Origin of the sequence: Bacillus sp. MM2020_4 (assembly GCF_011250555.1) — a bacterium.
Lineage (GTDB): Bacteria > Bacillota > Bacilli > Bacillales > Cytobacillaceae > Neobacillus.
This window is the reverse complement of record NZ_JAANMZ010000002.1, coordinates 190,515-215,660: the sequence shown is the minus strand read 5'-3', so window position 1 is coordinate 215,660 and position 25,146 is coordinate 190,515. Positions and strand designations below refer to the sequence as shown.

The window sequence follows — 25,146 nt, the reverse complement described above, 5'->3', positions numbered from 1 at the left end:
TTTCATTATGGCCTAATCTTATGTAAAATAAAGAGTAAAATGTTTTGAGAGGGTGTAAAGTGTGCAACGCTACTTTGTAAGACAACAAGCAAATGATGATCAGTTTATCATTGCTGATGAAGACCTACATCATATTGTAAAGGTTATGCGTATGCAAATTGGCGATCAGATCATCTGTGTTGATCCCGAGGGAAAACATGCTGTTTGCAGGCTTGCAGAAATTACCGATTCAAGTGTCGTTGCAGACGTTGTACAATGGAAAGATGAGGTTTCGGAGCTGCCGATTACAATTACGATCGCAAGCGGCCTGCCTAAAGGGGACAAACTGGAATGGATTATTCAAAAAGGAACAGAACTTGGTGCAGATCAGTTCCTTCCGTTCGCTGCTGCCCGCTCGGTTGTGAAATGGGATGAAAAAAAAGCAGCTAAAAAAATAGAGAGATGGCAAAAAATTGCCAAAGAAGCTGCAGAGCAATCCCATCGCACTGCAATCCCGGAAATTGGTAGTCCGATGAATTTTAAAGAATTATTGGGAAAAAGTAAGGATTTTGATTATAAATTAGCAGCTTTTGAAGAAGAAAGTAGGAACGGAGAAATGTCCGTTTTTTCTTCAACTCTTAAACAAATGAAAAAAGGGGAGTCCCTCCTCTTGGTTTTTGGGCCGGAAGGCGGCTTAGCTGATAATGAGATCCAGCTATTAAAAGAAAATGGCTTTGGTCTATGCGGGCTGGGCCCGCGAATTTTACGGACGGAAACGGCCCCATTGTATACACTTGCGGCCATTTCCTATCATTTTGAATTATTGAGGTGAAGTTACAATGGCAACAGTCGCGTTTCATACACTTGGATGCAAGGTGAACCACTATGAAACTGAAGCCATCTGGCAATTGTTTAAACAAGAAGGCTACGAACGAGTTGATTTTGAAGCAATTTCCGATGTATATATTATCAATACATGTACAGTTACGAATACAGGGGATAAAAAGAGCCGTCAGGTAATCCGCCGGGCTGTTCGAAAAAATCCGGATGCTGTCATTTGTGTAACAGGCTGTTATGCCCAAACATCGCCAGCAGAAATTATGGCGATTCCTGGTGTTGATGTTGTCGTCGGGACGCAGGATCGCGTGAAAATGCTCGATTATATTAAACAATATAAAACGGAGCGCCAGCCGATTAATGGCGTAGGTAACATCATGAAAAACCGTGTTTATGAGGAACTTGACGTTCCTTCATTTACGGACAGAACACGTGCCTCGTTAAAAATTCAGGAGGGCTGCAATAATTTCTGTACTTTTTGTATCATTCCCTGGGCTCGTGGCTTAATGAGATCACGTGATCCAAAAGAAGTGATTCGTCAGGCGCAACAGCTTGTGGATGCAGGTTACAAGGAAATTGTGTTAACAGGTATTCATACTGGCGGTTACGGTGAGGACATGAAAGATTATAATCTAGCGATGCTGCTCCGCGATTTAGAGGCGGGTGTAAGGGGTCTTGAGCGTCTACGTATTTCATCGATAGAAGCAAGCCAAATTACGGATGAAGTCATTGAGGTAATTAAGCACTCTAATATCGTTGTTCGTCATTTGCATATCCCGATTCAATCCGGTTCTAATACGGTTTTAAAGAGAATGCGCCGTAAATATACGATGGAATTCTTTGGAGAGAGACTTGAGCGCTTGAAAGAAGTGCTTCCTGGTCTTGCCGTTACATCTGATGTCATTGTTGGTTTCCCTGGCGAAACAGAAGACGAATTTATGGAAACATACAATTTTATTAAAGACCATAAATTCTCTGAGCTCCATGTCTTCCCATATTCGAAGCGAACAGGAACTCCTGCCGCACGGATGGAAGATCAGGTGGATGAAGAGGTTAAAAATGAACGTGTCCACCGGTTAATTTCTCTTTCTGATCAGCTGGCAAAGGAATACGCCTCACTTTTTGAAGGTGAAGTATTAGAAGTCATTCCTGAAGAGGAATACAAGGAAGAGCCTATTTCCGGAAAATATGTTGGTTACACGGATAATTATCTTAAAGTAGTATTCCCGGCAACTGAAGAGATGGTTGGTAAGATTGTTAAAGTGAAAATTACCAAAGCAGGTTACCCATACAATGAAGGTCAATTTGTCCGAATTGTGGAAGATACTGCGATTGCTAAAGAAGAAGTTTTTAAGCAGGAAGAAGCAGCAATATAAGGAAAAAGGGAAAAGACGGCGATTTCGCCGTCTTTTCTTATGACACTGGACGTTTAGGCCGTCGATCATGTAAAAATAAAATCATTTCACCAAACCGGGTAGCGAAAGGTAAGATAAGCAATGAGGTTGCCACATTAAATATCACACTTATATGCGCAAGCTGGACATCTTTTCTGCTAGCAAGGAATGGTGCATTTTCCGTAAGCAATGGAATTAGCGGGATAAATAGTAAAACTCCAAATACATTGAGCCAGACATGGGCAAAGGCGGCTAACTTTGATTCCTTTCCGCCGCCGATTGAGGCAATAATCGCCGTAATACATGTGCCTATATTTGCTCCCAGCACTATAGCGATACCGGCATCAAGCTGCAACAGCCCCGCGGTTAAAAATCCCATTGCAATCCCTGTCATCGCTGTGCTCGATTGGATAATAGCTGTAATAACAGTACCAGCTAATATACTTAAGAGTAGATTGTCATTAATAGATAAAATAAATTTATTGATAAAACCCATTGTGGTTAAAGGTTCCGCTACTAATTCGAACCCCTTCATGGCGGTAAATACGGAGGCGATTCCAAATAATAGCATGCCAATACTTCTTGCTCTTTTATTTTTAAATAAAATAAGAAGTGCGCCACTAATGGCAAGGGGAACAAGGATGGCATCTAGATCAAAGGTAATGAGTTCCGTTTTAAAGGTTGTACCGATATTGGTGCCGAGAATAATCCCAATTGATTGAGGGAAGGTCATAATTCTAGCCGAAATTAAACCAATTGTGATGACCATTACAGCGGAGCTGCTTTGCAACAGGGCTGTGATGAAGGTTCCTGTTACCATCCCTTTTAACGGTGTGCTTGTAAGTTTTATCAGCCATGTTTTCAATTTATTAGCAGACAAATTAAATAAGCCAAACCGAATAATGGTCATTCCAAAAATAAATAATAAAATACAAAGAACAAATAATAATATGTACAGCATGTCCCGGCCCCCCTCGCTCCATTCTATGGAATTGATGCGAAGGACATGCCAGATTTTAAAAAAAATACTGATTAAGAATTTCAGTTGACCTTGTATCAAGGTTATATTATAATTGCAAGGTACATGGATTGAATGTTAGTGTGTTGTGTTTCGGAGGGAGGGAAAGAGAATGTCTAAAACCGTCGTTCGTAAAAACGAATCGCTTGAAGATGCTCTTCGTCGCTTCAAACGTACAGTATCAAAAACTGGTACTTTGCAAGAGGCAAGAAAGCGCGAATTTTATGAAAAACCAAGTGTAAAACGTAAGAAAAAGTCTGAAGCAGCAAGAAAACGTAAGTTTTAAGAGAGGGTGTAATATATGAGTCTTCTCGAGCGTTTGAATAATGATATGAAACAAGCGATGAAAAACAAGGAAAAAGACAAACTCTCAGTTATTCGGATGGTCAAAGCTTCCTTGCAGAATGAAGCCATTAAGCTTGGAACGAAAGAGCTTTCTGAAGACGTGGAGTTAACGGTCCTTTCTCGCGAAGTAAAGCAACGCAAAGACTCCCTCCATGAATTTGATAAGGCTGGTCGTCAAGACCTAGTTGATAAATTGCATACAGAGCTCTCGATTGTCGAGCTGTATTTACCGAAACAGCTTTCAGAAGATGAGTTATCAGAAATTGTTAAAGAAACGATTGCTGAAGTTGGTGCAACATCAAAAGCGGAAATGGGAAAAGTGATGGCTGCGATTATGCCTAAAGTAAAGGGTAAAGCAGACGGATCTCTAGTTAATAAATTTGTACAACAACACCTTTCATAGTATTCTGACATAAAGACCGCAAGCATCTAGTGCTTGTGGTCTTTTAAGTTATTTCGCCTAAAAATGAAACCTTTTAACGCTTCAAACGTAATGAATAGAGTCAGTTGAAGAGAGAAGGGGGGACCTTGAATGATTGAATTTCTTACTGACCCAATTGTTGTAACCATTCTCCTGACCATTGCAGGAGTGGGAATTGTTCTAGAACTTTTTTCTGCAAAGATAGGGATAGCTGGATTTATTGGTGTGTTTGCGCTAATTTTGTTCTTTTATGGGCATTTCCAAGCCGGGCTTGCCGGTTATGGGACATTAACCTTATTTGTGGCAGGAATCTTGCTTATTTTTCTAGAGTTCTTCTTACCAGGTGCTGTTGCTGGAACGCTTGGTGTTGCTGCCTTAATATTAAGTCTTTTTTTAGCAGGAGAAGATGCCATGCAAATAGGCGTCTCGATCTTTATTGCTATTATGATTTCAATTATTGTTTTCTTTATGATGATTAAGACATTTGGAAAAAAGCTGGTTCTTTTTAATAAAATGGTCTTGTCAGAGATAGCTAGAAAAGAAGACGGCTATGTATCGAATATTAACCGGACTGACCTTTTGGGAAAAGTCGGAACCGCATTAACGATATTAAGACCGGCTGGTACGATTATTATTCATAATGAACGAGTTGATGCAATAAGTGAAGGCGGCTTTATTGAGCAGAATGCTAAAGTAAAAGTCATTAAAGTAGAAGGTGCCCGTATTGTTGTTAGAGAGGTCAAATAAATGATGAGGGGGTTAAAAAAATGGATGTAGTATCAGGTGGAACGATATTTATTATCGCCGTGGTTGTGATAGCTTTAATCTTTTTAGGGATCTTATTATCCTTTGTACCAGTTATGCTTTGGATTTCGGCACTTGCTGCAGGTGTTCGCATTAGTATTTTCACATTGGTTGGGATGAGGTTAAGAAGGGTAACGCCAAGCAGGGTGGTTAATCCGCTTATTAAAGCTCATAAAGCAGGTTTAAACGTCACAATCAATCAGCTTGAAAGTCATTATCTTGCTGGAGGAAATGTCGACCGTGTCGTCAATGCGCTAATTGCTGCACACCGAGCCAATATTGAATTATCGTTTGAACGGTGCGCTGCAATTGACCTTGCGGGACGGGATGTTTTAGAAGCGGTGCAAATGAGTGTTAACCCTAAGGTAATTGAAACACCATTTATCGCAGGTGTTGCGATGAACGGGATTGAGGTCAAAGCAAAAGCGAGGATTACCGTCCGTGCCAATATCGAACGTCTTGTCGGTGGTGCCGGTGAAGAAACAGTTGTGGCCCGTGTTGGTGAAGGGGTTGTCTCAACTATTGGTTCGTCGGATAGCCATAGCAAAGTTCTAGAGAATCCGGATTTGATCTCGCAGACTGTTTTGGCAAAGGGCCTTGACGCCGGAACAGCCTTTGAAATCTTATCAATCGATATTGCGGATGTGGATATCGGTAAAAACATTGGTGCAGAATTACAAACAGAACAAGCTGAGGCGGATAAGAAAATTGCCCAAGCAAAAGCAGAAGAACGCCGGGCGATGGCGGTTGCTTCAGAGCAGGAAATGAAGGCGAAAGTAGTGGAAATGAGGGCCAAGGTAGTGGAAGCGGAAGCAGAAGTACCGCTTGCCATGGCAGAAGCTCTGAAATCAGGTAATATCGGTGTCATGGACTATATGAATTATAAAAACATTTCTGCGGATACGGAAATGAGAGGTTCGATTGGGAAAATGACAGGTGAAAAGAAAGACGACAAATAAACCCCACATTAATTAAAATGGAGGGTGGGAGCTTTGGAAACCATATTATTTTTTATCATTGTAGGTATCATCTCTACCATATTTGGTAAAACAAAAAGGACTCAAGGTCAATCTCCTAGAAAGCCATTTAAAGTAAGTGGTATGGAGGATGTTCGAACGCTAGTTAAAGAACTTACAAATGAAGTCTCGCATCAAGCGGCCCCGGTTAAATCGGCGCAAAAAGTGGAAGTATTGCAAGAGAATAATCGAATGCTTGAACAAGAATATGACCAAGTCAGAAAAGAATCTGAGTCGAGCCGGAGGGCGCTGGCAGCGTCCCGTTTGCAACGAGAAAAGATGAAAGAACAAACCGTTGCGGCAACCATGGACGAAGGTGAACCAAATATTTCGACGGAACCAAATGCGCAATCATTGGTTAATGGAGTGATTTGGGCGGAAATCCTTGGTGAGCCGCGCTCCAAAAAGCCTTATTTTCCAAAAAGAGGGTAAATTAGCTTTAGAAGTGAATAGAAAAATATGTGCTAGAACCCCCTTTCATTTCATAATATGAGATGAAAGGGGGTTCTTTTTTTATGGCAAAAAAATGGGGCCAGCGAATTCGCAACTGGATGGCTAATAAAATGGATCTTCCTCAAGATGTCATGATGGATTTGCCCCGGATTACGATGATTGGACAAATCCATATATATATAGAGAATCACCGCGGCTTGCTCGCATTTACAGATAAAGAGCTCCGCTTATTGTTAAAGCAAGGACAATTATTAATTAAAGGCAAGGCATTTGTGATTAAAACGATTTTACCAGAAGAAATTTTACTCGAAGGAAAAATAGATCAGGTCATATATATTACTGATAATCCGGGAGGAACAAAATGAAGAACCAATGGATTGAATTCCTTTATGGCAGAGTTACGGTGAAGGTTTCGGGAAAGGGTCTTGAACGGTTTTTAAATGTGCTAACACGAAATGGTCTCCATATTTGGAACGTAAAACGGCATGGAACGGAGACGATTACCTTTAAAATGAGAGCACAGGATGCCTTGAAAATTAGAATGTTTGCGCGTAAAAGTGGATGTAAAATTTCCTTTTTACGTCGTAGCGGAGTACCATTTTTATTTAGAAGATTATTGAAAAATAGCGGCTTTATGTTGGGGGCAGCCGCATTTTTATTCATTATTTTTTTCTTATCAAATGTGATTTGGGGAATTGAAATAAAAGGGGCAAAGCCTGCAACAGAGTATCAAATTCGTAAAGAATTGGACAAGATGGGTGTTAAAATTGGGAAGGTGCAGTTTTTTGTTGATAATGTGGAGGGGATCCAAAGACAATTAACAGAGAAAATTGGTGCATTGACATGGGTTGGTGTGGAATTAAAGGGGACAACCTATCATCTGCAGGTTGTTGAAAAGAATGAGCCGAAAAAGGTGGAACAATTATCCCCACAAAATCTTATCGCAAAAAAGAAAGCTGTTATTGTCAATATGTTTGTTGAAACGGGCCAAACCATGGTTAATAAGAATGATGTCGTGGAAAAGGGCGATTTACTTGTTTCCGGAATTTATGGACAAGAAGGAAGCCCGAAAATAGTGGCAGCTGAAGGTGAGGTCTGGGGTGGTACCTGGTATATAAGCACTGTTAAGCTCCCTCTGGTCACGAACTTTAATGTCTTTACTGGGAAGGAAAAGCAAAAACATTCTTTAGTCGTAGGGAATTTGGAAATACCTATTTGGGGTTTTGGGAAACCTGAATTCAAGAAATATAAAACAGAAAAGAATGTTCATCATGTTCATTTCCTAAAGTGGAAGCTGCCGATCTCCTATATGAATAAAACGTTACGCGAAAGTGAGGATGTCAAGCGGTCCTATTCGAAAAAAGAGGCAGAAGAACAAGCACTAGAATTAGCTAAAAAAGAAATAAAAAGCAAGTTAGATGAAGATGCTATCATTAAAGATGAAAAAATTTTACACAAAGAGTATAGAAATGGTAAGGTTATACTAGATATTCATTTTAATGTGATTGAAAACATTGCAGTCGGACAACCGATTTCCAAGGAGACTCCTGAATGACAGAAAAATTAACAACGATCAGTCTACAGCTAGAAAATCCCTCAGAGGCTGTCAACCTGTTGGGAAATGCTGACCAAAATTTAAAATTAATTGAACAGGAACTAGGTGTTTCCATCATCACAAGAGGTGAATCGGTTAGCATGTCAGGTGATGAAGAAAACGTCATCATGGCAGGACAAATATTAGACCGATTACTATTTGTGATTCGAAAGGGAATAAACATTAGTCAAAGAGATGTCCTGTATGCCATTCAAATGGCCCAGAAAGGGACGCTGGATTATTTTGTCAATTTATATAACGAAGAGATTGGTAAAACGGTTAAAGGAAAATCCATCCGGATTAAAACCCTAGGGCAAAGGCAATATGTAATGGCTATTAAAAAAAGTGATCTTGTTTTTGGGATTGGGCCTGCTGGTACAGGGAAAACCTACCTGGCAGTCATAATGGCGGTTAATGCCCTGAAAAATGGACAAGTAAATAAGATTATTTTAACCAGGCCTGCTGTCGAGGCGGGCGAGAGTCTTGGATTCCTCCCGGGTGATTTAAAAGAAAAGGTGGATCCGTATTTAAGACCGTTGTACGATGCTTTAAATGACGTTTTAGGTGCGGAACATACTCAGAGGTTAATCGAACGCGGGACAATTGAAATTGCTCCACTCGCTTATATGAGAGGCCGTACATTAGATGATGCCTTTGTGATATTAGACGAGGCGCAAAATACCACACATGCCCAGATGAAAATGTTCTTGACTAGGCTTGGCTTTGGTTCGAAAATGGTAATTACAGGTGACCAAACGCAAATTGATTTGCCTAAGGGGGCCAAATCCGGCCTTATTGCAGCAGAGGAAATTTTGCTAAATGTAAATGGTATAGCCTTTGTCTTTTTAGAACAAACCGATGTAGTCCGTCACCCGCTCGTTGGCAGAATTATCGAAGCTTATGAGAAAAAGACACCTTCACGGCATAATCAGGGGTAAACCTATAGTGGTTTATCCCTTTTTTACATACGTACGTACCTTTAATTGCTCAGATCTGTGCCTTAGCGACTAGTGTCCTGCATTTTTCTAAAAAGATGAAACTTCTTATTAAAACTGTTATGATTTTACATAAAGCATAGTTTCAGTAATAATATTTATATTCTATTGCGAAACACATGATTTATCGGCCGTTGTGGGGGGGTTTAGTTGGATAAACTACAGCAACATTTCATACGAATTCGAAAGTTACTTGATATTACTTTTTTCCGAATCCTATTTTTCTTTGTATTAGGGGTTGTTCTTTTTGGAGCCATGTACAGTAATGTAAAACCAGAAAAACTGGATTTAAGTCTATTTTCTGTTGCGGAAAAGACAATTCGTTCTCCAGGGACAGTTGAGGATAAAAAAAGTACAGAGAATAAGCGTAAAGAAGCCATTAACCAAGTACAGCCGGTCTATGCATTGAAAAATGAGTACACGCAAAATCGAGTTGATTTAATTACTTCCATTTTCAAAGCAGCAGTAGAGGTAAATGATGAAATAAAAGAGGAAATGAAGAAGCAAGAAGAGATTGTGGAGGAAAAACCGACAAAAGAGGAGCCAAGTGTATCAGATAAAATAACTAGATTAAAAACAAAATTGACATCAGGTGTCGCGAAGGAGCTCCCAAATCAAGTTTTTTCAACCTTAGTTCAAGCTAGTAATGATGATTTATCGATTGCAAAGGATTTAACAGTAACAGCCATCAACAATGTTATGACAAAGAGAATTTCTACAGATGAAGTGGAAAATGCAAAGAAAAGGGTTGAAGAGGAATTAAAGTATACCTCGTTAAATGATAATTTAAGATTAGCTGCAATCGACTTGGGTAGATACGCTGTCATTCAAAATGAATTTTATGATCCTAATGCTACAGAGGAACTAAGGCAGCAAGCAGCAGAAAGTATAGAACCTGTAAAGATTCTCCAAGGGCAAATTATTGTGGAGGAAGGAAAATTAATTAATCAGGATATTTTTCGACAATTAAAGTTAGTGGGTCTTTTAAATAACGATAAATCGTATAAACCTTTTATTGGATTGGTTTTGTTGATTACCATAATTCTTTCAGCGATTTATTATTATTTTTATCAAATGAAATCACTTCCGGAGAAACGGCAAACGTTTTTATTATTGTATGGGATTATTTTTATTTTTTCCATTTTCATCATGAAAATTATTAGTTTGCTGCAAATTTTTAACTTTGCCGGCATCGGCTATATTTTTCCTGCTGCAATGGGGGGGATGCTGATTAAGATTTTAATTGATGAAAAACTTGCCATCCTGATGTCGATAATTATGGCGGTTTGTGGGAGTATTTTATTCAATGAAGGGGTTACGGGAACCCTTAACTTTTCAGAAGGAATCTATATCCTCTTTAGTGCCTTAGCGGCTATATTGTTTTTGAACACTCAAAATCATCGGACCAAGATTTTACAAGCTGGAGCATTTGCGGCGATTGTCAATGTGTTGGCTATCTGTGCATTAATGCTGTTACCAAACGGCCAGTTTTCGGGTGTGGAGTATGGGTATTATCTTCTTACCGCGGTTGTTTCCGGTATTGGTTCGGCTGTTTTAACCATTGGAGTATTGCCACTCTTTGAGGCAAGTTTTGGAATTCTTTCGACCATGAAACTAATCGAACTTTCTAATCCGAATCATCCGCTCCTGAGAAAAATCTTGATGGAAGCACCGGGAACCTATCATCATAGCATCATGGTCGCCAACTTAGCGGAATCCGCTTGCGAAGCGATCGGTGCTAATGGACTACTGGCTAGGGTCGGAAGTTATTATCATGATATCGGAAAAACAAAGCGCCCTAACTTTTTTATCGAAAATCAAATGCATCATGATAATCCCCATGATCGTTTGCCACCTGAAAGAAGCGCGAATATTATCATTGCCCATGTTACAGATGGATCTGCTATTTTAAAGAAATATCATATGCCTAAAGAAATCATTGATATAGCTGAACAGCATCATGGGACAACATTGCTGAAATTCTTTTATCATAAGGCCCTTCAGAGCGATACGGATATAAAGGATGAGGAGTTCCGTTATCCCGGTCCAAAAGCACAGACAAAGGAGTCGGCGGTGGTGGGGATTGCGGATAGTGTCGAGGCTGCTGTTCGCTCATTATCACAGCCTACGGCAGAATTAATTGAATCACTCGTTAAGAAAATCGTGGCGGACCGGCTACAGGATGGTCAATTAAATGAATGCGATATTACCATCAAGGAAATCGAGACCGTATCACACACACTATGCGAAACGTTAAAGGGAATCTTTCACTCAAGAATTGAGTACCCTGAAATGACAAAAACAAAGAAGGTGAAACAAGCATGACATTACTTATTGATTGTACCGATGAAACGAATGAACTATCAGATCAGCAAATGCTTGAAATTGAAAGATTAATCAATTTTGCAGCAAAAAAACAAAAAATTGAAGAGCACAGTGAAGTCTCGATTTCATTTGTTTCGAATGAGAGAATTCATGAGATTAACCGAGAATACCGCGATAAAGATATGCCAACAGATGTAATCTCCTTTGCTATGGAGGAGCTGGGCGAAGGAGAAGTGGAATTAGCAGGTGTAGAGATGCCACGCGTCCTAGGTGATATTATAATTTCGATTCCGAGAACAAAGGAACAAGCTGAGGAGTATGGTCATTCTTTTGAAAGAGAACTTGGATTCCTAGCGGTTCATGGGTTTCTCCATCTCCTTGGATATGATCATATGACAGAGGATGAGGAAAAGGAAATGTTCACACTGCAAAAGGAAATATTAGACGAGTATGGGCTCACCAGATAAGTCATCCACATTCATAAGCTCATTTTCTTATGCACTTTCGGGAATTTTAATGGCACTTAAAACGGAAAGAAATATGCGGTTTCATTTCATTAGTTCAATCCTAGTGGTAGGAATGTCCTCTTATTTTTCGATCACAAAAGTGGAGTGGATATTTATTCTTTTCATTATCGGGGGCATGTTTGCGCTGGAATTAATGAATTCAGCCATTGAACGAGTGGTGGATCTCGTTTCGTTAGACTACCACCCGCTGGCAAAACAGGCGAAGGACTTGGCGGCTGGTGCTGTCTTACTATATGCGGCACTTGCAATTGTAGTGGGAATAATCATTTTCTCACCGTACGTAATAAGACTTTTTAGTGAAATTTGAATTTGCAGTTTGAATTAGACAGAGGAATTCGATAAAATGACATAATCAGCTTTTCATTTTGAAGACAAGTTGATTTATGGGAAAATTCAAATTTTTACAAATTTTATGTTACTTTTTCGTTTCAAGTAATGATTTTCTCTGAATTTTGAGGTAAAATAAAGAAACAGCAGCTACTTGCTGGAAGGGAAGAAGTTTTTGTGAACATCGAACAATTAATTGAAGAAGCAAAAAAGGCAAGAGATAAAGCCTATGTTCCTTATTCCAAATTTGGAGTTGGAGCAGCTTTATTAACAACAGATGGAAAAGTATATCATGGCTGTAACATTGAAAATGCCGCTTACAGTATGTGCAACTGTGGAGAACGGTCGGCTCTATTTAGTGCCTATTCACATGGTGATCGGAATTTTCAAATGCTCGCTGTTGTTGCTGATACTGACCGCCCATGTTCCCCTTGTGGTGCATGCCGACAAGTAATTTCGGAACTATGTCCAAAAGATATGAAAGTGATTCTAACAAACCTTAAAGGCGATATTCAGGAAATAACTGTAGATGATCTATTACCTGGTGCCTTTTCACCGGAGGATTTACATGGTGAATAATGGGGATGAAAGCGGATACAAATCAGGGTTTATTTCAATTATCGGCCGGCCAAATGTAGGAAAATCTACTTTCCTTAACCGAGTAATTGGTCAGAAGATTGCGATTATGAGTGATAAGCCACAAACTACTCGTAACAAAATTCAGGGTGTGTTATCACTATCTGACGCTCAAATGATTTTTATTGATACACCTGGAATCCATAAACCAAAACATAAATTGGGCGACTTTATGATGAAAGTAGCACAAAACACACTAAAAGAAGTTGATTTGATCCTATTTATGGTAAATGCAGAAGAAGGATTTGGACGTGGGGAGGAGTTTATTCTTGAAAAGTTTCAAACCGTCAACACGCCTATCTTTCTTGTTATTAATAAAATTGATCAAATTCATCCAGATAAATTATTGCCAATTATTGAATCATATAAAGAAAAATACTCCTTTAAAGAAATTGTGCCCATTTCTGCACTTGAAGGAAATAACGTCGAGCGTCTATTAGATCAGATAAAATCTTTCCTACCTGTTGGGCCGCAATATTATCCTGCTGACCAGGTAACTGATCATCCGGAACGATTTATCATTACAGAACTGATAAGGGAAAAAGCACTCCACTTAACTAGAGAGGAAATTCCCCATTCATTGGCGGTTGTGCTGGATAAAATGGAGCGGCAAGAGGGTAAAGATATTATTCATGTCATGGCCACAGTAATTGTTGAGAGAGATTCACAAAAAGGGATCGTTATTGGAAAACAGGGAAGTATGCTGAAAGAAATCGGTAAACGGGCCCGTGTCGATATTGAAAATCTCCTTGGGTCAAAAGTATTTTTAGAGCTATGGGTAAAAGTCCAGAAGGATTGGCGTAATAAGATGTCCCAACTGCGAGATTATGGCTTTAATGAAGATGAATATTAACAAATTACCCTAATTAAAATATTAACCTACCCACAAGAATATGCATGGACAACATTAACAAATATTTCGTCTTATGATTTTGGCAAAGGCAGGCTATGATAAATGTAAGGTTGGGATGAACTTAAAGGCTAGTCTAAATAATGAAAGGTGGGGTTTTCGATGATGGATTTTACGTGGAAAGTATTCCTCCAGACAGGCAATATTGACACATATCTTCTCTTCAAAGAGCTTGAGAAGGAAAACCAAGAAATACCCGGAAATCTGAATGAAGAGCTAGCACAACTTGATTTTCCCGTTTCATAGGCAAGTCTTTCGCACGACTTAAGAAGGTGACTTTAAATGCTTCAGAAGTGTGAAGGCATCGTCATTAGAACAACAGATTATGGTGAAACCAATAAAATAGTGACCTTATATACAAGGGAATGGGGAAAGGTAGGCGTTATGGCTAGAGGCGCTAAAAAGTCCAACAGCCGCCTTTCTTCCATTACCCAGCTGTTTACACATGGATACTTCCTCGTAAATAGAGGATCCGGCTTGGGGAGTATGCAGCAAGGTGAAATTGTTTCTTCATTGCGTTCGATTGGAGAAGACATTTTTTTAACTGCATATGCCAGTTATATTGTCGAATTAACAGACAAATGTACGGATGAAAAAAAGCCAAACCCGTTTCTTTTTGAGTTGCTTTTTCAAACATTACATTTCATGAATGAAGGCTATGAACCGGATATTCTTATGAATATTTACGAGATGAAAATGTTAAATGTGATGGGGATGTATCCCGTTTTGAATCAATGTTCCGTTTGCGGCAGTACAGACGGACATTTTTCTTTTTCAATTCGAGAAAATGGATTTATCTGCCATCGATGTTTAAGTAAAGATCCGTACCATTTTAAAATATCACCAGCTGCAGTTAAATTATTACGGCTATTTTATTACTTTGATCTGTCGAGGTTAGGCAAAATTTCCGTTAAGGAAGAAACAAAGGCTGAGCTAAAAAAGGTTATTACGGCCTATTATGAAGAGTACTCAGGTCTTCATCTAAAAACGAAAAAATTTCTTGCTTCTATGGATCAATTTCGCAATCTTTTATAATCACCTTGTTGACAATGTCCGGAGTTTTCGTTAAAATTCTGTTAATATTATAAATTGCTGTGACGGAAAGTAGTATTTAGTCCACTCTATAAAAGCGACCCTAGGATGGTGTGAGCTGGGGTATAGAGCATTAAAGAAGGCGTTCCTGAGCAATCTTGTGTTGATGAAACACAATTCAAAGAGGCTGCTATTTTAGCAGCAATTAGGGTGGAACCGCGGGTAACTCTCGTCCCTATGCTTTTAGAGCATAGAGACGGGAGTTTTTTGTTTGTTAAAAAGAAAGGGAGTTATAAAAAATGAAGGTAACAATGGAGCAAATTGTATCACATGCAAAGCACAGAGGATTTATTTTTCCAGGCTCAGAGATTTACGGAGGTCTTGCAAATACTTGGGATTACGGCCCGCTAGGCGTTGAATTTAAAAACAATATTAAACGAGCTTGGTGGCAAAAGTTCGTTCAAGAATCACCGTATAATGTCGGCTTAGATGCCAGTATCCTAATGAACCCGCGTACATGGGAAGCATCCGGACATATCGGTAATTTTAATGACCCGATGATTGATTGTAAAAATTGTAAAGCTCGCCACCGTGCGGACAAATTAATTGAAAATGCCCTTGATGAAAAAGGAATGGAAATGGTCGTTGACGGCCTGCCGTTTGAAAAAATGGAAGAGCTAATTAAAGAGCATCATATTGCCTGTCCTGACTGTGGAAGCCATGATTTTACCGGAATTCGGCAATTTAACTTAATGTTTAAAACCTTCCAAGGGGTAACAGAGTCAAGCACGAATGAAATCTTTCTTCGTCCGGAAACAGCGCAGGGTATTTTTGTTAACTTTAAAAATGTACAACGGACAATGAGGAAGAAAATGCCGTTCGGAATCGCTCAAATTGGTAAAAGCTTCCGTAATGAAATTACACCTGGTAACTTTACATTCCGTACAAGGGAATTTGAACAAATGGAACTTGAATTTTTCTGCAAACCTGGCGAGGAATTAAAATGGTTTGATTATTGGAAGCACTATGCGGAAAACTGGTTATTGTCATTAGGCCTTACAAAGGAAAATATTAGACTTCGCGATCACTCTGAGGACGAACTTTCGCATTATAGTAATGCGACAACGGATTTTGAATTCAAGTTCCCGTTTGGCTGGGGTGAATTATGGGGTGTTGCTTCACGAACAGATTATGATTTGAAGCAGCATATGGAATATTCAGGGGAGGATTTCCATTACCTTGACCCGGAAACAAACGAAAAGTATGTACCGTACTGTATTGAACCATCATTAGGTGCTGACCGAGTAACACTTGCTTTCTTAATTGATGCCTATGATGAAGAGCAGCTTGAGGATGGTACGACAAGAACGGTGATGCATTTCCATCCGGCAATTGCACCATTTAAAGCGGCTATTCTACCGTTATCGAAAAAACTGTCTGATGAGGCAAAAGAGGTATTTTCTACTTTATCTAAATACTTCACAGTGGATTATGATGAAGCTGGTTCAATTGGTAAACGATACCGCCGCCATGATGAAATTGGAACACCATTCTGCATTACCTACGACTTTGATTCAAAAGAAGATAACATGGTTACTGTAAGAGACCGGGATACCATGGAACAAAAACGCGTTCCAATCGCTGAACTTATCAGCTTTTTACAGGAAAAAGTGGTATTTTAAAACATGAAAAAGGTGCGGGCTTCCGCACCTTTTTCAATAGATGGAATTGCTAGAATATGTGGTATATAATATTCCTAAGATAACTTACATATTAACTGGGTATTTTAAGGTGGTGAGGACAATCGAACTGACTAAACGCCAGGAACATATTTTGCAAATAGTAAAGGACAATGGCCCGATAACAGGAGAGCAGATAGCGGATCAACTTAGCTTAACAAGAGCGACCTTAAGGCCGGATCTTGCCATTCTAACCATGGCTGGATTTCTTGATGCTAGACCTCGCGTTGGCTATTTTTATACGGGGAAATCGGGTGCACAGTTATTGACAGAAAATCTTCAGAAAATCTATGTTAAGGATTATCAGTCAATTCCTGTTGTCATAAGTGAAAATGTTTCTGTCTATGATGCTATTTGTACTATGTTTCTAGAGGATGTAGGAACGCTATTTGTAGTTGATCAACTCTCAAGCCTTGTTGGAGTTCTTTCAAGAAAAGATTTACTCCGGGCCAGTATTGGGAAGCAGGAGTTGACGACTATCCCTGTCAATATCATCATGACGCGGATGCCGAACATAACCATGTGTGAACGGGACGATTTACTGATCGACATTGCTAAGAAATTAATTGAAAAACAAATTGATGCCATACCGGTCGTGAAAAAGTCTGAAAATGGGTATGAGGTAATTGGAAGAGTTACAAAAACAAATATCACAAAGGCCTTAGTTTCCTTAGGCGATGAGTAAACTGAAAAAGAGGAGCTGTTGAGGGAGAATGAGTTTGCCTATTATTTATGTTGTATCTGATTCAGTCGGGGAAACAGCTGAATTAGTGACGAAAGCAGCAATTAGCCAGTTTAATGGTTCTGGAATGAAATTAAAAAGATTTCCCTATGTTGAGGATAAGGATCATATTGATGAAGTGTTATCACTTGTATCACATGACAAAGGAATGGTGGCCTATACATTAGTTAAACCGGATATGAGAATATACTTGAAGGAAAGGGCAGAAGTGGAAGGGATCATTGCGGTTGATTTAATTGGCCCAATCATGGATCAAATTCAAGTTTTCAGTGGGAAGACCCCTTTATGTGAACCCGGCCTTGTCAGGAAGCTTGATGAGGATTATTTTAAAAAAGTTGAAGCAATTGAATTTGCGGTGAAATATGATGATGGCCGCGACCCAAGAGGACTGTTAAAGGCAGATATTGTACTAATAGGAGTGTCAAGAACTTCCAAAACGCCGTTATCTCAATATCTAGCACATAAACGTTTAAAAGTGGCAAATGTTCCTCTTGTACCAGAAGTGGATCCGCCGGAAGAACTCTATAAGGTTCCAATCGAAAAATGCTTTGGCCTAAAAATCAGCCCAGAAAAATTAAATAATATCAGACGGGAACGATTAATTTCATTAGGATTAAATGATCAAGCAAGTTATGCGAACATCGAAAGAATTAAAGAAGAATTAACTTTTTTCGAAAATGTTGTAAAGAGAATAAAGTGTCCTGTGATTGATGTTACAAATAAAGCAGTCGAAGAGACCGCGAACGTTATCATAAATTATATTCAAAAGGGTAGAATCTAACACATAATCCATTGATTATGTGTTTTTTAAGGTAAAAAATTATAAAATAATTATGGTAAAATGATAATGAATATACTATAATAAAAAATTGTGATAAAAATATATCTTTTTAGGTTTAGAGTTGCAAGGGAAGGAATAAACTATTTATTGTTAGATGTCAAGGGGGAGGCCCTGAAAAAATTCGACATAAACCCTTTAATAAAAGTTAGGCGCTTAAGAAGGAATATGTGGAGTGATGTAGAATTAATACTTTATGTAAATAGCAAAACGGCTATTTTTGTCTGTGAATGACAAAATTACATAGGCAACAAAGAATTAACAAAAATTTTGTCGAAATTTGCAGGAATTTAATGATTGCCTGCCGAATACCTGTAGTATAAATGGAGATGTTTTCATGGCAGACCGTATTGCCGAAGAAAAGATTGACCAAATTCGCCAGACTGTTGATATTGTCGAGGTAATCAGCGATTATGTTCAACTGAAAAAACAGGGGCGGAATTACTTCGGGTTATGTCCTTTTCATGGAGAAAGCACCCCATCATTTTCAGTGTCGCCTGACAAACAAATATTCCATTGTTTTGGTTGTGGAGCAGGGGGAAATGTTTTTTCGTTTTTAATGGAGCTTGAAGGAACTTCATTCCAGGAAGCAGCCATTAAACTTGCGGCGAAGGTAAATATCGACCTTGAAATTAATTTATCTGCAGCTAAAGGTGGAAAAAAGATTTCCAATGAGCTTCAATCCATGCTTGATGCTCATGAGCTGTTACGGAAATTTTATCATCATTTACTGGTGAATACTAAAGAAGGTCAGCACGCATTAGAGTATTTGCTTAATAGAGGTTTTACCCGGGAATCGATTGATAAGTTTCAAATTGGTTATTCATTAAATTCATGGGATTTTGTTTGTAAATTCCTTTCTAAAAGGGAATACCCGCCTGAATGGATGGAAAAAGCCGGATTAATTATCAAACGAGAAAGGGACGGAACGTTTTTTGATCGGTTTAGGGATCGAATTATGTTTCCTATTTTTGACCGGCATGGGAATACGATTGCTTTTTCAGGGAGATCACTTGGGGCAGAAGAGCCCAAATATTTAAATAGTCCCGAAACGGCAATCTTTAATAAAAGTAAAATTTTATATAATTATCATTTGGCTAAACCTAGTATAAAAAAAATGCAGCATGCTGTGTTATTTGAGGGATTTGCCGATTGTATTGCAGCCGATCGATCCGGAGTTGAAAATGGAATTGCCACAATGGGGACATCCTTGACAGATGACCATATAGCCCTTTTGCGTCAAAACGTCCAATCCGTGACGATTTGCTTCGATTCCGATAAGGCGGGAATTGAGGCAGCTTACCGTGCGGGAAACCATCTTCATAATGCGGGTTTTCAAATTAAGGTAGCCATGATGGCGGATGGTCAGGATCCTGATGAATATATCAAAAAGAATGGCGCTGATAAATTCCGCAAAGAAGTGATTGGAGCAAGTTTAACCTGGATGGCATTTAAATTTCTCTATTTTCGAAGAGGAAAAAATCTTCAAAATGAAGGAGATCGGCTTGCCTATATCGAAGTGATACTCAAAGAAATTAGCCAATTAAACAAGGCTGTTGAAAGGGACCATTATTTACGACAGCTTGCAGCTGAATTTTCACTTTCGTTAGAGGCATTAATGCAACAGCAAAAGCAGATGTTCTTTGCTGAGAAAAGAAAGTCAAATGGGAAAAATGAGACCTTTCATAAACCCTTAATCATTGCAAAGCGAGCAGAGGAATTAAAACCCAAGCATTATACGGCTGAAAGGTGTTTAATAGCCCACATGCTTAAAAATCGTGATGTGGCTTATAAGGTTCAGGAATTACTTTCGGGAAACACGTTTAATACTGATGAACATCAGGCAATAATAACATATCTGTTAGCCTTTTATGAGGATCATTTGGAACCAGACAGTAGTGCGTTTTTAACTTATATTCAAGATGAAAATCTTAGAAGAATGGTTGCCAACATTGAAATGATGTCAATCAATGATGAGATTAGTACCCAAGAATTAACTGATTATATCAAACAGGTGTTGAATTATCAAAAATTGTTAAAGATAAAAGAAAAAGAAGTGGAACTAAAAGAAGCGGAGCGACAAAGTGATTTTGGTAAGGCTGCCGCAATTGGGAATGAAATTAATCAATTGCGTAAATTGCTTTAAATTCCATTTTTAGTGTCTTTGATTCTGGAAGGAGTGGACCCCCTTATGGCTGCTGAAAAATCAGCCCGTTCAAAAGAGGTTGAAAACGAATTAACGTTAACCCTTGAACAAGCAAAAGACCAGTTAACTGAGCTGGGTAAAAAAATCGGTGTCCTTGCCTATGATGATATTGCGGAAAAGCTAGCTAATTTTGAATTAGAATCTGAGCAAATGGATGAGTTTCTAGAATTTCTAGGCGATCAAGGAATCGAATTGGTCGGTGATAATGATGAGGATCCAGATGTAAAGAAATTAGCTAAAGAAGATGATGAAGAATTTGATTTAAACGATCTTAGCGTTCCTCCGGGAGTTAAGATTAATGATCCTGTTCGCATGTACTTGAAAGAAATTGGCCGGGTTGACTTACTTTCCGCTGAGGAAGAAATTAAGCTGGCAAACCGGATTGAAGCAGGTGACGAGGAAGCAAAACGCCGTCTCGCCGAAGCCAACCTCCGTCTAGTTGTTAGCATTGCAAAACGCTATGTAGGCCGTGGAATGCTATTTCTTGATCTTATTCAAGAAGGTAATATGGGTCTTATTAAAGCGGTTGAGAAATTTGATTACCGAAAAGGGTTTAAATTCAGTACCTATGCTACATGGTGGATTCGTCAAGCGATCACTCGTGCAATTGCTGACCAGGCCAGAACGATTCGGATTCCTGTTCATATGGTTGAAACAATTAATAAGCTTATCCGTGTTCAGCGTCAACTACTTCAAGATCTTGGCCGTGAACCAACACCGGAAGAAATTGGTGAGGATATGGATTTAACCCCTGATAAGGTTAGGGAGATATTAAAAATTGCCCAAGAACCTGTATCACTTGAAACACCTATTGGCGAAGAGGACGATTCGCACCTTGGAGATTTTATTGAAGATCAAGATGCAACATCCCCTTCAGAGCATGCTGCTTACGAATTATTAAAAGAACAGCTCGAGGATGTACTTGATACTTTAACAGACCGCGAAGAAAATGTTCTCCGTCTCCGTTTTGGATTGGATGATGGCCGAACTCGCACTCTAGAAGAGGTTGGTAAGGTTTTTGGTGTAACCCGTGAGCGGATCCGCCAGATTGAGGCAAAGGCATTGCGTAAGTTACGCCATCCTAGCCGCAGCAAACGATTAAAAGATTTCTTAGAATAGAATTAATTTACTATAAAATAGTTTACTTCCTACAGAAGTAGGCTATTTTTTTTGCTTGTGTTGTAAGCACTTTCACTCCTTGTATTTTCTTTATTTTACTGAATTGTCTCTCATTTTGCAAATATCCTTTTGAAATTTTTTTAGGAGTAATTGATCTAGGGGGAGTAAATTTTAAAAATTTTTAAATGTTGTGAAATTCGGATAATTTCTCTTATAATAGAAAAGAAAGCGTATACAATGTTGCTCTGGGGGGATGAATATGAATTTTGATTTAACTTCTGAACAAGAAATGATTAGACGAACATTACGCCAGTTTAGTGATGAAGAAGTGGCGCCTAGTGTTTTAGAACGTGATAGAACAAACCAATTTCCTGTTGAGATCTTTAAGAAACTGGCAGATATGGGGATAATGGGGCTCCCTTTTCCGGAAGAATATGGCGGAGGCGGGGCAGATACGGTTAGTTTTGCTATTGTTGTCGAGGAATTAAGCCGAGTATGCGGATCAACGGGAATCACCTATTCAGCCCATATTTCTTTAGGTGGGGCACCACTTTATCTGTTTGGAACAGAGGAGCAAAAACAAAAATATTTAACACCTATTTGTACGGGCGATTCATTTGGTGCATTTGGATTAACGGAACCGAATGCCGGGTCAGATGCAGGTGGGACAAGAACAACGGCAATAGAAGAAAATGGAGAGTTTGTCATCAATGGAAATAAGTGTTTTATTACCAATGCCAGTTATGCCAGCCATTTAGCCTTAACAGCTGTGACAGGTGAAAGGAACGGGAAAAAGGAGATTAGTGCCATTATCGTCCCGACCACCGCATCAGGTTTTACCGTTATCGATAATTATGAAAAAATGGGCTTACATTCTTCGAATACAACGGAACTTGTCCTAGAGGATGTAAGAGTGCCTGCTGAAAACCTTCTAGGAAAGCGTGGAGAGGGCTTTAGACAGTTTTTAATTACACTTGATGGTGGACGTATTGGAATTGGGGCGATGGCTGTAGGGATTGCCCAAGGGGCTTATGAAAAGGCCTTGGCCTATGCAAAGGAAAGGAAGCAATTCGGTAAATCGATTTCCTCCTTTCAAGCGATTCAATTTAAACTGGCGGATATGGCGATGAAAATTGAATTGGCGCGGAATATGGTTTATAAAGCGGCTTGGTTAAAAGATAATGGAAGAAATTTTTCAAAAGAAGCAGCAATGTGTAAACTATATGCCTCGGAAATATGTATGGAAGTGACCGATCAAGCGGTCCAAATCCATGGAGGATACGGCTATATGAAGGAATATCATGTCGAGCGAATGATGCGTGATGCCAAGCTCCTTGAAATTGGGGAGGGAACATCGGAAGTACAAAGAATGGTTATTTCACGATTAATTGGTTGTTAATAAAAAAATAGGGAAAGATACAAAGAGGCTGTCACAAGACTTAATTGAGCCTCTTTTTTTCTTTTTTATAAAGATTATAGTAATAAAATAAGTTTAGGGCTTTTCCTTCTGTTGATTTTCAAGTAAAATAGTAGTTGTTTGTAGACGAATAATTATTTATCAGCTTACGTACATAAGGGAGGTAGTATCATGAAGAAAAATCCGGTTATTCCGTACATCGTCATCTTTGTTTTTGGTATTGTACTTGTATTTATCCTTTCGTTCAAAGGCCTTGGTGATATGAAGGAAGTCGCCAAAGATAATGGCGAAGGAAAAGGCGGCGAGAAAACAGAAGTTGCCGCATCTAATCCAGAAGATATTTATAAATCTACTTGTATCGGCTGCCATGGTGATCAATACCAAGGCGTTGTGGGTCCTGCATTAAAAAATACTGGTTTATCAAAAGACGAAGTCAAGGACATTCTTAATAATGGTAAAGGAACCGGAATGCCTAAAGGTCTTGTACCAGCAGAACAAGTGGACGCAATGGCAGATTGGGTTTCAAAAATTAAGTAATCGTTATATTGTTTTATCCAAAGATCCTTTGCATCTGTAAAGGGTCTTTTTTATACTGTACATATATAAGTTGAAAAAGTGTGGTGTTCTTGTGAATTCTGATAAATTATCAAACAGGTTAGCAACGGTTGCAAAATATGTTCCTCAGGATGCAAAATTAGTTGATATCGGATCGGATCATGCTTATTTACCATGTTATTTAGCGAAGAATACGGGTATTTCATTTGCAGTAGCCGGAGAGGTGGCTGTTGGTCCCTATCAATCGGCTAAAGGAAACGTCTCAGCGGAAGGATTATCTGAGATCATTTCCGTTCGGCTAGGAAATGGACTTGAGGTTGTTGAGCCTGGAGAAGTAGAATATGTAACGATCGCCGGGATGGGTGGGGCGCTTATAGCGAGTATTTTAGAAAATGGAAAAGACAAGTTGGGTTCTGTGAAGAGGCTGATTTTACAACCTAATATTAGTGCTATTTCTATTCGCCAATGGTTAGTAGATAATTGCTGGAAACTGGTGGCTGAAGAAATGATCGAAGAAGATGGGAAAATCTATGAAGTACTAGTGGCGGAAAAAGGAAGAGACGCCTTTGACTCGTTGGAACCTTATGGTCAACGATTAGAAGAAGGCTTATTGTTAGGACCATACCTTGTGAAAGAGAACCATTCCGTATTTATGAAAAAATGGATGAATGAGAAGAGAAATTGGCAGCGAATTTATCATCAGCTTGAAGGCGCCGTTCAGACCCCAGAAACAATTGCAAAGAAACAGGAGCTGTTACATAAAATGAGACTTGTAGAGGAGGCAATCCGAATTGAAGAATCCTAATGGGCATGAAATCATCCAACTATTCGAACAGTTTTCGCCAAAAGGGCTTGCAATGGAGGGCGACAAGGTTGGACTGCAAATTGGCCGACTGAATCAAAAGGTTGAGCGGATGATGATTGCCCTCGATGTCCTCGAAAATGTGATTGATGAGGCGATTGAAAAGAATGTTCAACTCATCATTGCCCACCACCCTATCATATATCGCCCTCTTAAAAATGTATTGACTGATTCAGTACAGGGGAGGATGATTGAGAAATTATTAAAACATGACATTGCTGTTTATGCAGCACATACAAACCTTGATGTAGCAAAGGGCGGGGTTAATGATCTTTTAGCAGATGCAATAGGGTTAGAAGGTGCAGAGGTCCTTGTCCCTACATATGAAACAAAGCTTAAGAAACTAGTTGTTTTTGTCCCTGCTAGCCACGCAGAAGAGATTAGACAGGTTCTTGGTAATGCTGGGGCAGGTTTTATCGGTAATTACAGTCATTGTTCTTTTTCGGCTGATGGAACAGGCAGGTTTGTACCTGGGGATCAAACAAATCCTTTCATAGGGCAGGCTGGCAACCTTGAGGAAGTAGATGAAGTTCGGATTGAGACCATTATTCCGGAGCCATTATTAAAGAAGACCATTACAGCTATGATAAAAGCTCATCCTTATGAAGAGGTTGCCTATGATGTCTACCCGCTCGATAATACAGGTGAGGCACTGGGCATTGGCAGAATCGGAAAAGTCAATGAAATGACTCTTGGCGAATTTGCGGAAAGGGTAAAAACAGCACTAGAGGTTAATACGGTACGTGTCGTTGGAGATTTGTCCGCTAAGATTAAGAAGGTGGCTGTGCTGGGCGGGGATGGCAATAAATACTTTATGAATGCTAAGTATAAAGGGGCAGATGTGTATGTTACAGGAGATATTTATTATCACACTGCTCACGACGCGATGATGCAGGGCTTAAACATGATTGATCCGGGTCATAATGTCGAAAAGGTCATGAAAAAGGGACTTACCGTTGTGTTACAAAAACTGTGTTCGGAGAAAGGGTATGATGTAGAAATTTTCCCTTCTGTGGTAAACACTGATCCATTTCAATTTATGTAAATGAAATAGA

Annotated in this window: 27 protein-coding genes and 1 other annotated feature; of the genes, 26 read left to right on the top strand and 1 reads right to left on the bottom strand. The window is 39.2% G+C overall.

Annotation, left to right across the window (positions count from 1 at the left end; genetic code table 11):
• The first annotated feature begins 61 nt into the window (after positions 1-61).
• Positions 62-811 carry a 16S rRNA (uracil(1498)-N(3))-methyltransferase gene (locus G6554_RS03015; protein WP_166238614.1) on the top strand — a complete coding sequence of 250 codons (750 nt, stop codon included), beginning with the start codon at positions 62-64 and terminating at the stop codon, positions 809-811.
• Between the two features lie 7 nt (positions 812-818).
• Complete coding sequence (gene mtaB, locus G6554_RS03010; protein ID WP_166238612.1) at positions 819-2,192, top strand: tRNA (N(6)-L-threonylcarbamoyladenosine(37)-C(2))-methylthiotransferase MtaB; 1,374 nt, start codon at positions 819-821, stop codon at positions 2,190-2,192.
• Positions 2,193-2,229: 37 nt separating this feature from the next.
• On the opposite strand, the gene G6554_RS03005 is transcribed toward mtaB, so the two are convergent.
• The gene (locus G6554_RS03005) at positions 2,230-3,171 is read right to left on the bottom strand and encodes a Na/Pi symporter (protein ID WP_166238610.1); all 942 of its coding nucleotides are present in this window, start codon (positions 3,169-3,171) and stop codon (positions 2,230-2,232) included.
• Between the two features lie 169 nt (positions 3,172-3,340).
• Between G6554_RS03005 and rpsU the strand changes: the two genes are divergently transcribed.
• The 24 genes from rpsU (at position 3,341) to G6554_RS02885 (ending at position 25,136) form a co-directional block, all read left to right on the top strand.
• Entirely contained in the window at positions 3,341-3,514 is a 174-nt protein-coding gene (gene rpsU / locus G6554_RS03000) for a 30S ribosomal protein S21 (RefSeq protein WP_007087607.1), read from the top strand.
• Positions 3,515-3,529: 15 nt separating this feature from the next.
• Complete coding sequence (locus G6554_RS02995) at positions 3,530-3,976, top strand: GatB/YqeY domain-containing protein (RefSeq protein ID WP_166238608.1); 447 nt, start codon at positions 3,530-3,532, stop codon at positions 3,974-3,976.
• Positions 3,977-4,105: 129 nt separating this feature from the next.
• Positions 4,106-4,741, top strand: a complete 636-nt coding sequence (locus tag G6554_RS02990) for an NfeD family protein (protein ID WP_166238606.1) — start codon at positions 4,106-4,108, stop codon at positions 4,739-4,741.
• A 20-nt stretch (positions 4,742-4,761) separates the two neighbouring features.
• Complete coding sequence (gene floA, locus G6554_RS02985; RefSeq protein ID WP_166238604.1) at positions 4,762-5,757, top strand: flotillin-like protein FloA; 996 nt, start codon at positions 4,762-4,764, stop codon at positions 5,755-5,757.
• A 33-nt stretch (positions 5,758-5,790) separates the two neighbouring features.
• Positions 5,791-6,246, top strand: a complete 456-nt coding sequence (locus G6554_RS02980; protein ID WP_166238602.1) for a hypothetical protein — start codon at positions 5,791-5,793, stop codon at positions 6,244-6,246.
• Positions 6,247-6,329: 83 nt separating this feature from the next.
• Positions 6,330-6,632 (top strand): sporulation protein YqfC, encoded by a 303-nt coding sequence (yqfC, locus tag G6554_RS02975; protein ID WP_166238600.1) that lies wholly within the window; start codon positions 6,330-6,332, stop codon positions 6,630-6,632.
• Positions 6,629-7,822 carry a sporulation protein YqfD gene (gene yqfD / locus G6554_RS02970; RefSeq protein WP_166238598.1) on the top strand — a complete coding sequence of 398 codons (1,194 nt, stop codon included), beginning with the start codon at positions 6,629-6,631 and terminating at the stop codon, positions 7,820-7,822. Before yqfC ends, yqfD begins: the two co-directional genes overlap by 4 nt.
• Positions 7,819-8,799: a PhoH family protein gene (locus G6554_RS02965; protein ID WP_166238596.1), complete on the top strand. Its 981-nt coding sequence runs from the start codon at positions 7,819-7,821 to the stop codon at positions 8,797-8,799. Before yqfD ends, G6554_RS02965 begins: the two co-directional genes overlap by 4 nt.
• 207 nt (positions 8,800-9,006) lie before the next feature.
• On the top strand, positions 9,007-11,181 hold the full coding sequence (locus G6554_RS02960; protein WP_166238594.1) for an HD family phosphohydrolase: 2,175 nt from the start codon (positions 9,007-9,009) through the stop codon (positions 11,179-11,181).
• 50 nt (positions 11,182-11,231) lie between these two features.
• A complete protein-coding gene (ybeY, locus tag G6554_RS02955) occupies positions 11,232-11,648 on the top strand; it encodes an rRNA maturation RNase YbeY (RefSeq protein ID WP_481747897.1) in 417 nt (138 codons plus the stop codon).
• Positions 11,632-12,015: a diacylglycerol kinase family protein gene (locus G6554_RS02950; protein WP_166238589.1), complete on the top strand. Its 384-nt coding sequence runs from the start codon at positions 11,632-11,634 to the stop codon at positions 12,013-12,015. The genes ybeY and G6554_RS02950 overlap by 17 nt, the downstream gene beginning before the upstream one ends.
• A 197-nt stretch (positions 12,016-12,212) precedes the next feature.
• Positions 12,213-12,614 carry a cytidine deaminase gene (locus G6554_RS02945; protein ID WP_166238587.1) on the top strand — a complete coding sequence of 134 codons (402 nt, stop codon included), beginning with the start codon at positions 12,213-12,215 and terminating at the stop codon, positions 12,612-12,614.
• Positions 12,604-13,524 (top strand): GTPase Era, encoded by a 921-nt coding sequence (gene era, locus G6554_RS02940; RefSeq protein WP_166238585.1) that lies wholly within the window; start codon positions 12,604-12,606, stop codon positions 13,522-13,524. Before G6554_RS02945 ends, era begins: the two co-directional genes overlap by 11 nt.
• A 159-nt stretch (positions 13,525-13,683) precedes the next feature.
• Positions 13,684-13,827 carry a YqzL family protein gene (locus G6554_RS02935; RefSeq protein ID WP_007087594.1) on the top strand — a complete coding sequence of 48 codons (144 nt, stop codon included), beginning with the start codon at positions 13,684-13,686 and terminating at the stop codon, positions 13,825-13,827.
• Between the two features lie 36 nt (positions 13,828-13,863).
• On the top strand, positions 13,864-14,616 hold the full coding sequence (gene recO / locus G6554_RS02930; protein ID WP_166238583.1) for a DNA repair protein RecO: 753 nt from the start codon (positions 13,864-13,866) through the stop codon (positions 14,614-14,616).
• A 50-nt stretch (positions 14,617-14,666) separates the two neighbouring features.
• Positions 14,667-14,853 (top strand) — a binding site (T-box leader).
• 59 nt (positions 14,854-14,912) lie between these two features.
• Positions 14,913-16,295 carry a glycine--tRNA ligase gene (locus G6554_RS02925; RefSeq protein WP_166238581.1) on the top strand — a complete coding sequence of 461 codons (1,383 nt, stop codon included), beginning with the start codon at positions 14,913-14,915 and terminating at the stop codon, positions 16,293-16,295.
• Positions 16,296-16,407: 112 nt separating this feature from the next.
• Positions 16,408-17,037, top strand: a complete 630-nt coding sequence (gene ccpN / locus G6554_RS02920; RefSeq protein WP_166238885.1) for a transcriptional regulator CcpN — start codon at positions 16,408-16,410, stop codon at positions 17,035-17,037.
• Positions 17,038-17,065: 28 nt separating this feature from the next.
• The gene (locus tag G6554_RS02915) at positions 17,066-17,875 is read left to right on the top strand and encodes a pyruvate, water dikinase regulatory protein (RefSeq protein WP_166238579.1); all 810 of its coding nucleotides are present in this window, start codon (positions 17,066-17,068) and stop codon (positions 17,873-17,875) included.
• Between the two features lie 394 nt (positions 17,876-18,269).
• A complete protein-coding gene (dnaG, locus tag G6554_RS02910) occupies positions 18,270-20,078 on the top strand; it encodes a DNA primase (protein WP_166238577.1) in 1,809 nt (602 codons plus the stop codon).
• 45 nt (positions 20,079-20,123) lie between these two features.
• Positions 20,124-21,257 carry an RNA polymerase sigma factor RpoD gene (gene rpoD / locus G6554_RS02905; RefSeq protein WP_166238575.1) on the top strand — a complete coding sequence of 378 codons (1,134 nt, stop codon included), beginning with the start codon at positions 20,124-20,126 and terminating at the stop codon, positions 21,255-21,257.
• A 259-nt stretch (positions 21,258-21,516) separates the two neighbouring features.
• The gene (locus G6554_RS02900) at positions 21,517-22,656 is read left to right on the top strand and encodes an acyl-CoA dehydrogenase (protein ID WP_166238573.1); all 1,140 of its coding nucleotides are present in this window, start codon (positions 21,517-21,519) and stop codon (positions 22,654-22,656) included.
• 189 nt (positions 22,657-22,845) lie between these two features.
• Positions 22,846-23,211, top strand: coding sequence for a cytochrome c550 (cccA, locus tag G6554_RS02895; RefSeq protein ID WP_166238571.1), 366 nt, complete (start codon positions 22,846-22,848; stop codon positions 23,209-23,211).
• Between the two features lie 91 nt (positions 23,212-23,302).
• Positions 23,303-24,034 (top strand): tRNA (adenine(22)-N(1))-methyltransferase TrmK, encoded by a 732-nt coding sequence (locus G6554_RS02890; RefSeq protein WP_166238569.1) that lies wholly within the window; start codon positions 23,303-23,305, stop codon positions 24,032-24,034.
• Entirely contained in the window at positions 24,021-25,136 is a 1,116-nt protein-coding gene (locus G6554_RS02885; RefSeq protein WP_166238567.1) for a Nif3-like dinuclear metal center hexameric protein, read from the top strand. Before G6554_RS02890 ends, G6554_RS02885 begins: the two co-directional genes overlap by 14 nt.
• The last annotated feature ends 10 nt before the right edge of the window (positions 25,137-25,146 follow it).